Source organism: Leptolyngbya cf. ectocarpi LEGE 11479 (assembly GCF_015207065.1).
GTDB classification, from domain to species: Bacteria; Cyanobacteriota; Cyanobacteriia; order Phormidesmidales; family Phormidesmidaceae; genus Leptothoe; species Leptothoe ectocarpi.
This window is the reverse complement of sequence record NZ_JADEXP010000140.1, coordinates 1-15,157: the sequence shown is the minus strand read 5'-3', so window position 1 is coordinate 15,157 and position 15,157 is coordinate 1. Positions and strand designations below refer to the sequence as shown.

The 15,157-nt window shown below is 51.5% G+C and carries 12 protein-coding genes; 4 read left to right on the top strand and 8 right to left on the bottom strand.

Features of this window, described 5'->3' with window-relative positions; genetic code table 11:
* Positions 1-152: 152 nt before the first annotated feature.
* The 5 genes from proX to IQ260_RS15650 form a co-directional block, all read right to left on the bottom strand.
* Positions 153-1,211, bottom strand: a complete 1,059-nt coding sequence (gene proX / locus IQ260_RS15670; RefSeq protein ID WP_193994041.1) for a glycine betaine/L-proline ABC transporter substrate-binding protein ProX — start codon at positions 1,209-1,211, stop codon at positions 153-155.
* A gap of 68 nt (positions 1,212-1,279) precedes the next feature.
* The gene (locus IQ260_RS15665; RefSeq protein WP_193994040.1) at positions 1,280-2,233 is read right to left on the bottom strand and encodes an ABC transporter permease; all 954 of its coding nucleotides are present in this window, start codon (positions 2,231-2,233) and stop codon (positions 1,280-1,282) included.
* 15 nt (positions 2,234-2,248) lie between these two features.
* Positions 2,249-3,484 (bottom strand): quaternary amine ABC transporter ATP-binding protein, encoded by a 1,236-nt coding sequence (locus IQ260_RS15660; protein WP_193994039.1) that lies wholly within the window; start codon positions 3,482-3,484, stop codon positions 2,249-2,251.
* Positions 3,485-3,898: 414 nt separating this feature from the next.
* Positions 3,899-4,843 (bottom strand): formylglycine-generating enzyme family protein, encoded by a 945-nt coding sequence (locus tag IQ260_RS15655; protein ID WP_193994038.1) that lies wholly within the window; start codon positions 4,841-4,843, stop codon positions 3,899-3,901.
* A 99-nt stretch (positions 4,844-4,942) separates the two neighbouring features.
* The gene (locus IQ260_RS15650) at positions 4,943-5,323 is read right to left on the bottom strand and encodes a Cif family virulence factor (RefSeq protein ID WP_193994037.1); all 381 of its coding nucleotides are present in this window, start codon (positions 5,321-5,323) and stop codon (positions 4,943-4,945) included.
* A 105-nt stretch (positions 5,324-5,428) separates the two neighbouring features.
* Between IQ260_RS15650 and IQ260_RS15645 the strand changes: the two genes are divergently transcribed.
* The gene (locus IQ260_RS15645; protein WP_228016160.1) at positions 5,429-5,860 is read left to right on the top strand and encodes a helix-turn-helix domain-containing protein; all 432 of its coding nucleotides are present in this window, start codon (positions 5,429-5,431) and stop codon (positions 5,858-5,860) included.
* A gap of 191 nt (positions 5,861-6,051) precedes the next feature.
* Here IQ260_RS15645 and IQ260_RS15640 read toward each other — a convergent pair whose 3' ends face one another.
* From IQ260_RS15640 to IQ260_RS15630, 3 genes are all read right to left on the bottom strand, one after another.
* Positions 6,052-7,188: a DUF1822 family protein gene (locus IQ260_RS15640; protein ID WP_193994036.1), complete on the bottom strand. Its 1,137-nt coding sequence runs from the start codon at positions 7,186-7,188 to the stop codon at positions 6,052-6,054.
* Between the two features lie 39 nt (positions 7,189-7,227).
* Positions 7,228-8,340, bottom strand: coding sequence for a sigma-70 family RNA polymerase sigma factor (locus tag IQ260_RS15635; RefSeq protein ID WP_193994035.1), 1,113 nt, complete (start codon positions 8,338-8,340; stop codon positions 7,228-7,230).
* A gap of 432 nt (positions 8,341-8,772) precedes the next feature.
* The gene (locus IQ260_RS15630; RefSeq protein ID WP_322744975.1) at positions 8,773-9,267 is read right to left on the bottom strand and encodes an NUDIX hydrolase; all 495 of its coding nucleotides are present in this window, start codon (positions 9,265-9,267) and stop codon (positions 8,773-8,775) included.
* Between the two features lie 51 nt (positions 9,268-9,318).
* Here IQ260_RS15630 and malQ point away from each other — a divergent pair, with 51 nt between their 5' ends.
* The 3 genes from malQ to IQ260_RS15615 all read left to right on the top strand — a co-directional run.
* A complete protein-coding gene (gene malQ, locus IQ260_RS15625) occupies positions 9,319-10,818 on the top strand; it encodes a 4-alpha-glucanotransferase (RefSeq protein WP_193994033.1) in 1,500 nt (499 codons plus the stop codon).
* Positions 10,819-11,067: 249 nt separating this feature from the next.
* Positions 11,068-11,826 (top strand): response regulator transcription factor, encoded by a 759-nt coding sequence (locus IQ260_RS15620; protein ID WP_322744974.1) that lies wholly within the window; start codon positions 11,068-11,070, stop codon positions 11,824-11,826.
* Positions 11,827-11,930: 104 nt separating this feature from the next.
* Positions 11,931-15,157, top strand: a 3,227-nt coding sequence (locus tag IQ260_RS15615) for a translocation/assembly module TamB domain-containing protein (RefSeq protein ID WP_193994032.1), incomplete at its 3' end; no start/stop codon positions are given.

The following is a 15,157-nucleotide window of genomic DNA, read 5'->3' as shown; positions in this document are numbered from 1 at the left end:
TCACGATACTTAGCGGCTGGGTCAAGCTACCTAAAGCCATAGCAAAAAGACAGCGAGGGTAGCAACTACCTTCACTGTCTTGAGCGTCAATTTTCTGTTGTTGGTTAAGAGCGCAATCGAACGGTTGCCGTCTTACAGACAGTCATGGGCAGCTACTGAGCCGATAATGCTGTCTCGACCCAACCGTCAAACTCGGACTGGTTGTCTGCGACCCAAGCCTCAGCATGGCCACGAATTGCTTCGGGACTGTCTTCTCCGTCATTGACGAGTTGGTTCTGAGCACTAATGTCATCGATGGGCACCTGAACCAGGCTAAAGAATTTAGCGGCGGCTGGGTTGTTATCGATAAATTCTTGATTCGCGACAATCAGCTGCTGGTCAACGCCAAATCCAAGGTTTTTGCCGTCTACAGATGTATCCGCTTCGGTGACCTCTCCTTGAGCCTCAGGCAAAGAGGTATAGGGAACTTCGATCCAGGTGACATCTTCTCCTTCTTTTAAGACGCCGTGAATCCACAGGGGTGTCCATGTGTAAAAGAGAATGGGTTCACCTTGCTCACTGCGGGCCAGGGCATCGGCGATCAGGGCAAAATATTGTCCCTGATCGTGCTGTACGGTATCTTTTAGGCCATACTCTTCCAGCTGGTGCTCAATGGTTAGTTCGCAGCCCCAGCCAGTGTTACAGCCGATCAGGTTAGCTTTGCCATCACCATCACTATCAAACAGAGCCGCAATTTCTGGATCTTGGAGCTGATCTAAGGAGGTGATGTTATATTCGTCTGCTGTGGCCTTATCAATTTTGTAGCCCTGGAGCACGTCGGCCACAACGATACCGGCACGCTCTAGTTTTTCATCACCGCCGCTGTTCTCGAAAAATTCTTTTTGGTTTAGCTGCCAGTGGGCCGGGGTATAGTCGATACCGCCATTCGCGATATCCACATGCATGGTGGCGTATTCTAGCTCTTTGGGCTTATTGATGCTGTACCCTAGGCGTTCTAGACCAATGTTAACTACCTCGGTCTGAAAGAGTTCTTCCAGGAGGCCGTAGCTAGGCGTTACGCTCACACCTTCGCCAGGAAGCCCCGCGCCATCGGTAGGCTTATCAGCGGTTTGTTGTCCAGACGTACAGGCGGTGAGACTCAGTGCGATCGCAAGTGCTCCTACAAAAGGCTTAGCACTTTTAACTAAAGACAATCCAGATTGAAGCGTCATATTTTTCAAATCTTAAACAGTAAAAAACAATGGGGCCGAAGCAGCCAACAATTCCCTGCTAAGGGGCATTAGGAGGGTAAAGCCGATGGTCGGCGGCGCTTGCCCTTAAGGCTGCGGACCGCGCCAATGGGACCGCGCTCGTACCAAACCAGGTTATCTTCAGACGGTTGGCCTGCCGCCTGGGTGATGCGATCTAGCACAATGGCCATCAAGACAATGCCAATGCCACCTACTGCCGCTAAGCCCACGTCTAATCGGCCAATACCCCGGTTGACCATTTGCCCTAATCCTTCAACGGCGATGAGTGAAGCAATCACCACCATGGATAGCGCCAGCATAATAGACTGGTTCACACCAGCTAAAATGGTGGGCATCGCCAGGGGAATCTGTACTTCCCACAGCATTTGTCGCGGTGTAGAGCCAAAGGCAATGGACGCTTCGACGGTTTCTTCAGATACCTGACGAATACCAATGTTGGTTAAGCGAATCAGCGGCGGTACCGCAAAGATAAAGGTGACAATCACCCCTGGGACTTTACCGGTACCAAACAGCATGACCACAGGCACTAGATAGACAAAAGCAGGTAGGGTTTGCATCGCATCTAGAACAGGACGAATAATCGACTCAGCTCGACTGCTTTGAGCCGCGATGATTCCCAAGGGCAGGCCCACCACAGCGCATAAAAGCACGGCGACCACCACCAGCGAGAGTGTCGTCATGGTTTCTGTCCAAGCGCCAATAAAACCAATGGCAGCCATGGCAATCAGACTAAGAATGGCGATTTTGCGACTGGCAAACTGCCAGGCTATCAGTCCTACTATCGCTATAAAAACGATGGGAGGCAGCCATAGAAAAAGGGCTTCAATCCCGTTCAGAATCTGACTGATGGGCACTCGAATGAGCTGAAACGCCCAGCGAAAGTTACTCACAACCCAAGCGACGATTGCAGAAATCCAGTCCCCTAAAGGAATGATTTCCGTAGACTGGTTCAAAAACAACCAGTTAAATATATCTGAGACCATGATGGATATTACTGACTAAACAGCAGTGGGTAACGGCTTAGGTATGGGTGTTGTGTGGTCATGACTGAGACGACCAATGCTGGCTAGAATATCGGAGTTTTCCACCACGCCCTTAAATTTACCCTGGCGATCGATCACCGCTATGGGGGCACCAGACTGGGCCAGGTGAAAAATTTCTTCTAAACTGGTGGTTGCTTCTACGATTGGGAAATCGCTGTTCATGACGGCTTCAATCGTTTCCACCTTGTTCATGACCGCCTGCTGCAAAGCCGCTTCCGTCAGTACTCCGATCGGCTGACCGTGGCGATCAACTACATGCATCCGGGTAAGTTCATATCCCTGCATCTGTTCTAAAGCCGCCCTCACTGAGCCCTTACCCAGAATAAATGGCATTGTTTGCCGCACAATAGAACCGGTTTTCAGTACCTGAGCCCGATTCACATCCTGCGTAAACGCCGCAATATAATCATCCACTGGGTTAGTAATAATCTCTTCGGGGGTACCCACCTGTACCAGATAGCCATCTTTCATAATGGCAACCCGGTCGCCAATTTTCAGCGCCTCTTGAATGTCGTGGCTGATAAATACGACCGTGCGATTTAGCTCCGACTGTAGCCGAATCAGCTCATCCTGCATTTCTCTGCGGATTAGCGGGTCCAATGCACTAAAGGCCTCATCCATCAGCAATATGGGGGCATCTGTGGCCAGGGCTCGAGCCAATCCCACCCGCTGCTGCATACCGCCACTCAAAGAACTGGGCGCATAGTCAGCCCACTGCTGTAGCCCAACAATTTCAAGGGTCTTACTGGCCTTTTCCCGGCGCTGATCAACGGGGACACCGCGCATTTTTAGACCGTATTCAACATTTTCTAAAACTGTTTTGTGGGGAAACAGGCCAAACCGCTGAAATACCATCGATATTTTGGTGCGTCTCACATCTCGCAGCCGTTCTTGATCGACTTTAGAGATATCTTCGCCATCAATCAGGATTTGACCGCTAGTGGGCTCAATTAAACGGTTAAGGCACCGTACCAACGTCGACTTGCCCGAGCCAGACAGTCCCATAATGACAAATAGCTCTCCTTCTTCAATAGAAAGAGATACATTAGCTACGCCCAAAACATTACCCGTGGCCTGGAGGATGTTATCTCGATTACCGCCGTCTTGAAATAACTTCAGTGCTTTTTGGGGATTTTGCCCGTAAATCTTAACAAGATTTTCAAGCTTAATCTTTGGTTGTGAACTATGCATTACTAAATTATTAGACAGGTTAATTTGCTCGCGTTAAAAAGAGTTAAATTAACAGTCTCCTATGGCTAAGTGAACGATGGTTAAGTAAACAGTGTCAGTGCAATTTGCTAGCGCCAGCACTGTTCACCTTATCGAAGAATCCCAGATTCCACAATGGAACACCTTGCCCATACCAGGAAAATTTCGGCTTGGTATAATATTCCCGACTATTTATCACCCAGCAGCTGACAGCAGAAAGCTTATCGGTGAAGAGTTTCAGCGAATTTCCTAGGTCTTTTGTTTCATTTCGCAAATAAACGCGTAGTTTTTGTAGCTAATGTTACAGATATTCTAAGTCAATACGTAGATGGAATTCGGATTCTGTTATTCGGAATCCCGCTAGCCCTGATGCGTTACTAAACCTAAAAACTAAGACTAACTACCCTCCATCACCAGCCGGAACCCAAATAGAATGTGTCGAGAATCCACAGGGCGATCATGTTCATAGGCGGCACGACAAAAGCCAGGATAGTCATCCCAGCCGCAGCCCTTGAGTAAAACTTCAGCCTCAATGCTCGATTTTTCCACCAGAGTGTTGGTGTACTCAAAAACGTTGCCTGCCATATCTTCAACACCGTAGGGACTTTGACTCAGGGGATAAGCGCCAATTTCACTGGTGCCCACCGGGCCGTTTTTTGCCCAGTTTGTGCCGTCATCGCGCCACTCACTGCCCCAAGGAAAATATCGCCCGTCTGTTCCCCGCGCGGCCTTTTCCCATTCCAATGCGGTTGGCAGCCGGTAGCTCACCCCGTCTTGACCCGCCCGCCATTCTGCATAGGCCAATACATCCTCAAAAGATACAAGTACTACAGGATGCTGCCCCTGCCCTGCCGGATACTGATCACCTTGCCATAGATAGGGCTCTACCTCACTGTAGTCATGGACTAAAAAGCCCTGCTCCTGATACTCTGCGGCTGAAATTCCCGGTGGTCGATGGCCTGTTGCCTGTATAAATGCCCGATAGTCTGCATTGGTGACTAAGTTCTTGCCCATGCAAAAAGCTGACAGGTCCACGGTTTGTTGGCTCGGTTCGCGATCAAACCAACCTCGCTTACGGTAGCCCGCTTCGGCGGCAGCTACATCGGCCGGATCATCGGCAAATCCTTCTGCACTAATGCGATAGGCGTAGTCACGCTCGGTGCGATCGCTACCGGCAATAAAGTCACCACCCTCCACATAAGCAAACCCCGCATGAGCCTCACAGGCTGCCTGGGTGATTTCAGCCTCAGCCGCTGGCCCGTCGTATTCGGCAACCCTCTCCTGACAGCCCACAAGCAGCAATGACAGCAGACTCAAGCACTGACGGGGTGGTTTTGCCATGACAAGTTGCTCATACAGGAAGTCTGTATAGCTTAGAACCGAAGTCTGAGAATGGGCTGTGATTTGATGTTTCTTTTGATGTCTCTATGGAAGTACTTTTTAGTCTTGTGCTTCGAAGATATCTTCTCGCAACTTTGCAGTTCCATCTGCTTGCAATACCCACAGCTCCTTATGAATCACTCCATGGGCTTTGTTCATTTTCCACTTAGAGGTTAAAACAGCGGTGGTTTTAGTGAGAACGTCAATTTTTGGATCGATATATTCCACATCAGAAAACCCATTATCAATCAGCTGTTGCCAAAAGCTCTGAATTTTGTCATGTCCCGCATATAAACCAAACGGAATCGCCTGCATGGTAGCTGTTGCTTCATATTGGGCAGCGCACTCCTGGGCATCTCCTGCGTTAAACGCCATTTTCCATCGGGCGCTGGCTTCACTAACAGCAGCGAGCAGCTCTGAGGTTTGAGGATTTTGGTGCATGGCTTAGGGTCCTGTGAGGATGGCGACATTATGACAGCAGGGGGGGTGACCGCGTGGATTGATCTGGGATTAAGACTCATTGATCGGTTCTTAGGACCTTCTGTAATGTTAGAAGTAGCCCAGTTCTTTTTGATCGACCCTAATGGGCGCGAACAACGGTTCTATAGTAAGTTTGCGCCGCAGTTTTACCATGGGGATGAGGCTATACTGCGAGTACAGCATTGGCTGCAGATCCATTACAGCGATGCTGTTGCGATCGCAGATATGACGGCTGTGGCCGTCCTGGGAGAGCGCACCTTTCTACGTCGGTTCAAAAAAGCGACGGGCATGAAACCGATTGAATATTTACAGGCTTTACGGGTGGGTAAAGCGAGAGAAATGCTGGAGTTTTCCCAAACGTCATTTGGTGAAATTGCTTGGAACGTTGGTTATGAAGACCAGGGAGCCTTTCGAAAAGTCTTTGTTCGGCTGGTGGGGCTACCGCCAGGTGAGTACAGACGCCGATTCTCTGTTGGGGCAGCGGCTCTAAATAGCTGAGGCCAGCTCTCTAAATTAGCGGAGATTATATCTTTCCATTCCTGGCAATGGAATAGCCCTATCCTTAACACCTCTTCTGTAGTTTTACAGGACCAGTGGCCATACTACAAAGATAGTACGTGTCAGGACGTTTCTCTCTTTGCCGGTTCCCTATGAAAACCCCAGGACCAGATACACTCTGGATAAAATGGTTAGCTGATAAAGTCCTCTTGGCAGGTGCTGTTATCTAGCTGAATATGGACCCTTAGTCGCTGCCCTGCCGAACACCGAAACGGTGGAATTTGAATAAAATTATCCCGCGAGCCTGCCTTCACAGTTTTTAGAAGTTCTCCGGTTTCTGATAGCTCCAATGCCAGAACTACATCGCTGGGTAGTAGGGATTCGCTAGACGGGTAAAGCTGAATTCGAATATTACGACGTTTGTTAGCTTCAATGTCTACGCTAAACATCAGCAACAGATCGTCTGGAGACGTGTTCAAAAGAATTTTCTTACCGCAGGTAAGGACAGCGGTGCTGGTGACGGCTGAGCGAAACCTCATGGCAGCTGGGGTCTGAGGGAGTAATGTATCCATGGTTTGCCAGCCTTGCTCAAAGATGTGGTCGAGCCAGTCTTGTATGCTCACAGGAACAAGGCCGTGCCGCTGGCGATAGAGCTGCTGTCGCCAATACCCATTGGTAAAGAGCGCTGCCCACTGGGTAAATGGGAGTGCCAATCTTGGTTCAGAGACTGTGGCAATGCGCTGGATCAGGGTTTCCGCTTCAGTCGTGGATAGGGTCGTTAATGGCTCGGCTGGGATAGCAGTAGGCTGGGCCATTTGCTGAGCCACCCAAAAGACGGAAAAATCTTGCACCATATCGGTATCATTCAGACAATAGGTGCGCTCATCGGCGTCATAAGTGCCCTGGCTCTTGAGCTGACCGTGGGTAGTATAGCCCCACAGCACCAGTCTATCTTCATCCACATCAACGTAGGCGGCAATATAGTAGTCAGCAGACCAGTGGGGCAGATCTACCCATTCCTGAGGAACATTGATTTCTGCAGCGTCAATGGCCTCAGATAGGATGACGACAATGCGGTTATGTCCCAACTGTAAACTGATTCCATTGACGGCATGCCAGATGTCCCATGGGGCTGCATGGGGCCATGGACAAACGGGCCGATCAAATTCTTCTTGGAACCAGGACATGAGGGCGGTCAATCCTAATTGATGGAGATAGACCTGCCAGCGAGTGGAGGCGTCTGCTATGACGGCATTGCGATCCCACTGTGCCAGGTCGGCTGGCATTTTCAGAATAGGCTGTACAGGATTGTCAAATAAGATGCTCATTCCGAATCCCTCCGATGGTTCTAGCGATAGTCCTGGCGGCTATGGTGAATAGTGGTACTGTAACCACTCATGGATAACCTGACTAACATTAGCTAGTACGTCAGATTCTGGGGGAGTATGCAACGTTTTTTGACTCCAGTTGATAACCCGGAGCAACAGCTGCTGTCGAAGCCGACTCAGCTTTCGAGATACTTGATACTGTTGGATGTCTAGCTGCTGAGCAATTTCTGTCTGGGTGAGGTTTTGCTGATAATAAAGCTGTAGCAATTGTTGCTCAGGGATATCTAGGGCTGTGATCGCAGTTTCTAACACCGCCCCAATTTGCTGCATCTGCTGCTGTTGCTCATGGTAGGCTTCGTCCGCCAATATCTGATTCATTGGGATTTCAGCGGCAGGCAGGGTATTTAATGGCTCTTCACCTGAGTCATCATACTGGGGCTGATTGAGAGACGTAATGGTTGGAGTCAGATAGCTGCGGGCGATGGCGGCTAGCTGCGTAAGTTCCGCCAGCATCTGTTTCGTATCAATGTCTGTGGTGGCGAAATCGGGAATGGCAAAAGCGGTCGTGGCCAAGTCGGCCTCATTCTCAGCCAGCAGCTGGTAACGCTCACGGTTGAAGCGGTTAACCATGGCATTTAGCTGCGTTTCGTTGGGGGCCGGTAATCCTCGAGCCAACCGTCCCGGCTCAGGGCTGCACTCAGCTCGAAAACATTTCCACACCAAAATAGGGGCAGACGTCTGTACAAACCCAGCGGTGAGTAAAGCCTGGGTAAGCTGAGTTTGACTCAGGCGGCGCAGCAACCCCCAATCGCTACTGATATTGACCTCATGCTGCTGTCGTAGCTGGTCCCGAATGCAATTACCAAAAGCAGTACGGGCATAGGCTTTAAGGTTACTACCATAGTCAGGGTCATAGCCATTGAGAATGCGTTCCACATTTGCGATCGCAATTTGAAATCCATCCGCGAGGGAGCACTGCACCATCGCAAACCGACGAGTCACTTTGTCTGCAGCCCAATAACTCGGATCCTGCAAATAGGCCCACAAATGATCGGTCGCTAGGGGATGCTGATGTCGCAGCCGATACCAGTGCAGTGCCCAAACATGCTCTGAGCGCTCTATACTCGGATTTTGCAACAATGCTTGCTGCATACTTCTGGCTAGTCTAGGATCAGATATCCACCCGTCAAAACGATCGCCTGAAAACCTGATAAATGTGGAGAAGACAGCTAAAATGTCGGTCCTTGAGCGCATTGTCTACCCATAAAAATGACACAGCAGTACGTTGACCAATCCAGTCAGATTTAGACTTTAACTCCACCAGAGTTTAACGGCTAACAGACTACCTCACGCACAGGTTTCTAAGTAAGATTACGGTTATTTATAGGTAGACGGGAGATAGACGGGCAGCCTGAATTCGCGTTTATCGTCCCATGATGGGCTGAGACATGAGAAAACGTTAATCTGGTATCAGGACTGCCTTTTTGGGCACTAGAACCGCCTTTTTTGGCATCAGAGTATGTCGTCTTCTGCCTGTATTCTTAACACCATCTATGTACTCAGAACTTAACACGGCGGCCTTTGTCATGAAATGCCAACATTTTGGCCGGGGCGCTGACCATAGTGGCGGTAGCGCCCATAGTCCTGCAAAATCTTGTCGTGGTCAAAGCAGAGTTTCTTGGGCAGCGCCCATAGGTCAAATACTTGAAAGTTTTTAGCGTCGTCCCCGGCCAGCGGCTCCCCCGTTGCCGTCGCCAAAAACACAATGCTGATGGTGTGTTTGCGCTCATCCCGACCGGGATCTGAATAGACATGAAATTGTTCTAGGAGCTGCACGCTCAGTCCAATTTCTTCTTTGGCCTCACGGACTGCTGCTGTCTCCACCGATTCACCATAGTCAACAAAGCCACCAGGTATGGCCCAGCCCAAGGGCGGATTCAATCGCTCAATCAAGATAATCGGACGATGGGGACGGTCAATCAGCTCAATAATGATGTCGACAGTGGGAGCAGGATTGCGATAGGTCATAGGAGAACTAACGGGGGTTTTTGACAGGGCGGCATTGCACCGAGTAACCATGCTAAAGTCAGTTGGCCTCAAATCATCAAATTACCCACTTAACCCACTGCCATGTCCACCACCAGAGCCAGCGGTATTTTGCTGCACCCCACGTCGCTACCCAGTCGCTACGGCGTGGGCGATTTGGGTCAGTCAGCCTATGGTTTTGTGGATTTTTTGGCAGAGACTAAACAGCAGCTGTGGCAGATTTTGCCCCTGGGACCCACCGGGCACGGTAACTCTCCGTATATGTGTTATTCAGCCATGGCGGGCAATCCCCTGCTGATTAACTTAGATGACTTGGTGGAACAGGGCCTTCTAGACCCGTCGGATTTGGCAGAGGTACCTGAGTTTTCTGCGGAACGAGTGGAGTACGATCGGGTTATTCCCTACAAAGTTGAGCTTTTAAAGCGGGCGGCCCAGAAATTTCAGCCTGAGGACTCCCAAGCGTTTCAGGAGTTTTGTCAGGCTCAGGCCTTCTGGCTAGAAGACTACAGTTTGTTTATGGCACTCAAAGAAGCCCATGGTGGGGCCAGCTGGAGTGCGTGGGACCCGGCCATTGCCAGACGCGAACCAGAGGCGATGGCAGCCTGGCGGACTAAGCTGGCCGACACTATCTTTTTACAGAAGTTTTTACAGTTTGAGTTTTGCCGCCAGTGGTTTGCCCTCAAGGCCTATGCCAACGAGCGACAGATTCAGATTATTGGGGATATGCCCATCTATGTGGCCCACGACAGTGCCGATGTGTGGGGCTTTCCTAAAAACTTTATGATCGATCCAGAGACGCTGCAGCCGTCTCAGATGGCGGGGGTACCACCGGATTATTTTAGTGAAACGGGGCAGCTGTGGGGCAACCCCACCTATAACTGGGACGTGTTGGAAGAAACCCAGTTTGACTGGTGGCTCAAACGGATTAAAACCTCCCTGGCCTATGTAGACCAGATTCGCATCGATCACTTTCGTGGGTTTGAGTCCTATTGGGCGGTACCCGAGGGCGAAGAGACCGCGATGAACGGGGAATGGGTCCAGGCTCCGGGAGTACCTCTATTTAAACGGGTGGAAGAAGTGCTGGGTAAACTGCCCTTTTTAGCCGAGGATCTGGGGATTATTACCCCCGAGGTAGAGGCGCTGCGGGATCAGTTTAATTTTCCAGGGATGAAGATTCTGCAGTTTGCCTTTGGCTCAGACCACCGCAATCCGTATTTACCGTTTAACTGCGATCGCAACTTTGTCATCTATACCGGTACCCACGACAACGACACCACCGTAGGCTGGTATAACAACGCCAATGAGTACGAAAAAGAGCGTCTGGCCACCTTTGTCGGCGGTCTGGCTCCCGAATCGGTACACTGGGCCATGATGCGTCTAGCCCTATCCTCCACAGCAAATTTGGCAATTGTCCCCCTACAGGACCTGTTTGGCCTCGGCACCGAAGCCCGGATGAACACCCCCGGTCTAGGGGAAGGCAACTGGGAGTGGCGGTTTGATGCCGCGATGCTCACACCCACCGTGCGGCGACAGTTCACCAGGCTAACCGAGCTATACGGACGGGCCACGAATCAGTGGTCGTAGTGGTCTCGCGATCGCAGTAAAAAAATTAAGCAAATAAAAATTCAAAAAATGCGACCTACAGCCCCATCTCAACGTGGATGGTACTACCAGAGGCGATTATCAACCATTGGCCTTCAAGGGTTTACTGTTAAGGGCCAAGGGTTATAGTTAGATTTACTGAAAATATTGAGTTTTAAGACGCCTCCCAATAGCGATATCCCTGATAGAATCCAACCATGAGATAATGAAGGCAACATTATTAACATGGCCATGGTTTCTAGTGGATTCGCTCCAGCCCAGTCTTCGCTGCGTATAGGTTTGGGACGAGTCTTAGTTGTCGAGGATGAAGAGCTAATCAGAGAAACAGTCGCCTTGGCCCTAGCCGAAGAAGGGTTTGAAATCATCGTCGCAGCCGATGGACCTACGGCATTGGAAAAGCTATTGGGGGCCGCCGATGGCAGTAAAGATGCGATTCCCGATATTAGCCTAGTGATTTTAGATCTGATGCTGCCGGGAATGAATGGTCTGGATTTGTGTCGGCTGGTGCGCCACCGGGGCATGGATGTGCCCATCTTGATCCTCAGTGCTAAGGGAACAGAAATGGATCGGGTGGTCGGTCTAGAGGTGGGGGCTGATGATTACTTATCCAAACCTTTTGGTATGCGTGAGCTGATTGCTCGCTGTCGAGCACTGCTGCGGCGCTACCAGTCTAAAGCTAAATCTGACGATACCTCTGCCCTGCGCTTTGAGGGGATTACGCTACACCCCAACGAGTGCCGCGCATTTTTGAACGATGTTGAACTCAACCTGTCTCCCAAAGAATTTAAAATTTTAGAGCTATTTATGGGACGGCCTCGCCGCGTCTGGTCCCGCGATCAGATTATTGATCGCGTTTGGGGATACGACTTTATGGGCGATAACAAAACGGTGGACGTGCACATTCGCTGGCTGCGCGAAAAGCTAGAAGAGGATCCCAGTAAACCCAAGTATCTAAAAACCGTTCGTGGGTTTGGCTATCGATTGGGGTAGCACATTTGAAACTAGAAGCGATGGCGTGGGTGTGGTACCCAAATCCACAAAAAATCTTTGATGGATGTTTGTTAGAGTAGTCGCGAACTTAGTCCCATGCCCCCATGACTTCGCCCAATGCAGATCGGCCCCCTGAAAGTCGGCGATTTTGGAAAATTGCAGCCATTTCCCTCGGGGCAGGCACCCTCATTGTGGGGACAGCGGCTATTGCAGGTGCCTGGATATTTATTAATAGAGGTCTGACCCCCCTCTTAGAACGGCGACTGTCTATCCTTTTGGAGCGGGAGCTAGAGCTAGGTGAACTAGAGGGTATATCTTGGAACGGGTTGCGGGTGGGGCCGTCTAAGTTAAATGCCACAGAGACCGATCCTACCTACGCCACAGCGGATGCCGTAGAAGTTGGCTTTAGTCCGCTCCAGGTATTGTTTGAGCGGGAGTTAGACATTGATTTACGGCTGATTGGGGCCCAGGGGTATCTAGAGCAACACCCAGAAGAGGGCTGGATCGGCGTTGATGTGCCGACGTTTGAGCCGCCTCCCGAGGAGCCGCTGGTCAAGGTGCGGCTGGATGCGATTGACATTGCTGCCAGCCAGATTACCCTAGTGCCGCTACCGGCAGATGGAGACCCTCCAGCCCCGTTACTCATGACCGATTTAAATGGCTCGGTGGTAATTGAGCCAGTGCAGGTCAACGGTCAGGATAGCCAGCGCATAGAGTTTGATGCCACCACCACCCCTCCCGAGGGCGGCGATTTAGAGATCACAGTGGCAGTGTTGCCAACGGCATCCGGCAATAGTGCTCGGCCCATTCAGCAGGAAATCAGACTGGGCATCGGGGGAGAAGGCGTTGCTGCCGAGCCGGTCATGGCCTTTCTATTGCCTACCCTGGGCCAGAAAAATTTGCCCATAGCAGCGACGGCTGGTCGGGTCAGCGGCCAGTGGACTATTTCATTTTTGCCGGAGCAGCCGGTCACAGTGGAAGGTGCAGGCAGCGTTGATAACGGTCAGCTGCAGCTAGCCTCACTGCCCAGTACGGGCCTCTGGGGCAACACCATTGATGATATTGACGTCACTGCCCGGTTTAAGGGCACCACCATCACAGTCGATAGCGCTACGGGCAGCTACGCTGACCTGGCGGCAACCGCTACGGGCACCGTTGACTGGACTGGGGACTATGATCTGGTGGCCCAAGTGGCCGATGTGGATCTAGAGCAGCTGCTGGAGCGGGCTGAGGTGGACTCCCCCATTGTGCTCAGTGGTGTTTTTGATAATACGGTGGCGATCACTGGCCCCATGTTGCAGCCCAAGCTGTCGGCCGATGTGGCTGCAATTGGCCCGGTGACAGTGGACCGGGTGGTCCTCAACGACCTCAATGCGAATGTGGTGATGCAGAGCGATCGCATCGAAAATCTCCTAGATACGGTAACCGTTACCCAGGTTAAAGCGACACCAGAGCTGGGCGGCCAGGTCACCGGTAGTGGCGTACTCAGCCTGGCTCAGTTAGCCCAGGGTGGGCCGCCAGACCTGAACTTTCAATTGACAGCGACGGATGTGTCGGGGGATGCGATCGCATCCCTCTACGACGTGGAGCAGCTGCCGGTCACCCTGGGGATAGTATCAGCCACGGCCACCATCATTGGCCCCCCCGATGCCCTAGAAACCCGGATCAATGGGCAAGCCCCCAGCCTGGCCTATGGGGGGCAAATTTATCCAACAACGGCCACAGCGATCTTTGCCAATGGCGGTCTGACCATTCCCCAAGCGTTAGTGCAGGTAGGTGCAGGCACCTTGACTGGAAATGGCAAGGTCGGCAACGATAGCTGGCAGGCCAACATCGTTGCCAATAACGTTGATCTGCAAACATTAGGCATAGCTCAGACCTTACCCGGCAATCTCAATGCCGATGTGGCCCTAGCTGGCCCCCTCCAGGGCGCTTCTTTAGAAAATTTACTAGCCCTTGGAAACTATAGTCTGCAGCTAGCGGACGGTTCTGTGCAGGGGGATGTTGAACTGCGAGACGGTGGCTGGCGCACCGATGCCACCCTCAACGCGTTAGGTTTGGGCCAGTTTTCTCCCCAGCTGCGCGGCAATACCAGCGGCACTGTGAGTCTAGCAGGACGCTTGGACGCCCTGGCCTTAGATAGTCTGCAAGGCAACGGCGATCTCACATTTTCAGCAGGTCTGGCGGGGCTAGCACCCCAGCTAGCAGGGTTAGATGCCCCTCTTCGCAGCCAGTTTACCTGGACGGGGCAAGAGCTATTAATTGAAGAAGCCCGTAGCGCTCAGCTCACTGCTCAAGGTGTGATCTCGCCCCAGCTGGAGGGAAATCAATTCCAGGGAATTCGTGGGTTTGTTCTGGACCTTGATGCCGACCGCTATCCGTTGGCCCTATTGCCCAGTCCTGTGGCCCTAGACGGATTTGCCTCGTTTGAGGGTCGGGTGGTAGGTACACCCAGTTCACCGCAGCTAAATGGGACCCTGCGGCTGGCAGAGTTTGCTATCAATCAGGTTGCTTTTGATCCACTGCTACTGGGTTCCGTAAACTATCAGCCCCAGACAGGGCTGGCGGTGGACCTAGAAGGGCAAAATGGTCCTGTGACCGTTGGCGGCGTTGCTGACGGCATTGCGATTAATTTTCAAACCCCGCGTAATTTAGACTTTGATGTGCGTTGGCAAGGAGCCCAGGCCGTCGGGCGTACGGATGGCGATGTGCTACGGGCAACGCTTCAAGATCTGCCTCTTCAAGCCTTGGGCTTACCCGCCGTTGCCCGGTTGGGGGGAGGTCTCAGGGGTACTCTCTCCTCCCAAGGGGAATGGGTTGTGGATCTCAACCGTCAAACCTTCGTGGGGGATGTCTTTATTGATCAACCCAGGTTGGGATATCTCAACGCTCAACAGTTAACCGGACAGCTCGCCTATCGCGATCGACAGATCTTTATAGAACAGGGCGAGCTAATTGTGAATGCGTGCTCACAGCGTCTGGTCATGACTGGCTCACTGCCAAGCCACTGCATCACCGAAGACATCGATAGTATCTACCGGTTTAATGGCGCCGTTGCCTTGGATACCCTGGCCTACAATGCCAACGTTTCTGTAGAGAACGGAAATATCAAGGATGTGTTTACAGCACTTGCCATTACGGACCTTGAGGATTTAATCCAAACGTTTCAATCACCGGTATGGCTGGAAAATCCACCCACTGCTGACGAGATTCCAGAGATTTTAGCCACTGAGTCTGCAGGAAATGAGCAAGCCTCGTTGCAAGATCAGCTACGGCGACTATCAGAAATTCAAGCCCTCCAGGATAAAATCGCCTTAGCTGAAGCGGAAAA

What these genes read in the sequence shown, in the direction of transcription:
- proX (WP_193994041.1), bottom strand. Translation starts at nt 1,211, where the DNA reads ATGACGCTTCAATCTGGATTGTCTTTAGTTAAAAGTGCTAAGCCTTTT.
- IQ260_RS15665 (WP_193994040.1), bottom strand. Translation starts at nt 2,233, where the DNA reads ATGGTCTCAGATATATTTAACTGGTTGTTTTTGAACCAGTCTACGGAA.
- IQ260_RS15660 (WP_193994039.1), bottom strand. Translation starts at nt 3,484, where the DNA reads ATGCATAGTTCACAACCAAAGATTAAGCTTGAAAATCTTGTTAAGATT.
- IQ260_RS15655 (WP_193994038.1), bottom strand. Translation starts at nt 4,843, where the DNA reads ATGGCAAAACCACCCCGTCAGTGCTTGAGTCTGCTGTCATTGCTGCTT.
- IQ260_RS15650 (WP_193994037.1), bottom strand. Translation starts at nt 5,323, where the DNA reads ATGCACCAAAATCCTCAAACCTCAGAGCTGCTCGCTGCTGTTAGTGAA.
- IQ260_RS15645 (WP_228016160.1), top strand. Translation starts at nt 5,429, where the DNA reads ATGTTAGAAGTAGCCCAGTTCTTTTTGATCGACCCTAATGGGCGCGAA.
- IQ260_RS15640 (WP_193994036.1), bottom strand. Translation starts at nt 7,188, where the DNA reads ATGAGCATCTTATTTGACAATCCTGTACAGCCTATTCTGAAAATGCCA.
- IQ260_RS15635 (WP_193994035.1), bottom strand. Translation starts at nt 8,340, where the DNA reads ATGCAGCAAGCATTGTTGCAAAATCCGAGTATAGAGCGCTCAGAGCAT.
- IQ260_RS15630 (WP_322744975.1), bottom strand. Translation starts at nt 9,267, where the DNA reads ATGGTTACTCGGTGCAATGCCGCCCTGTCAAAAACCCCCGTTAGTTCT.
- malQ (WP_193994033.1), top strand. Translation starts at nt 9,319, where the DNA reads ATGTCCACCACCAGAGCCAGCGGTATTTTGCTGCACCCCACGTCGCTA.
- IQ260_RS15620 (WP_322744974.1), top strand. Translation starts at nt 11,068, where the DNA reads ATGGTTTCTAGTGGATTCGCTCCAGCCCAGTCTTCGCTGCGTATAGGT.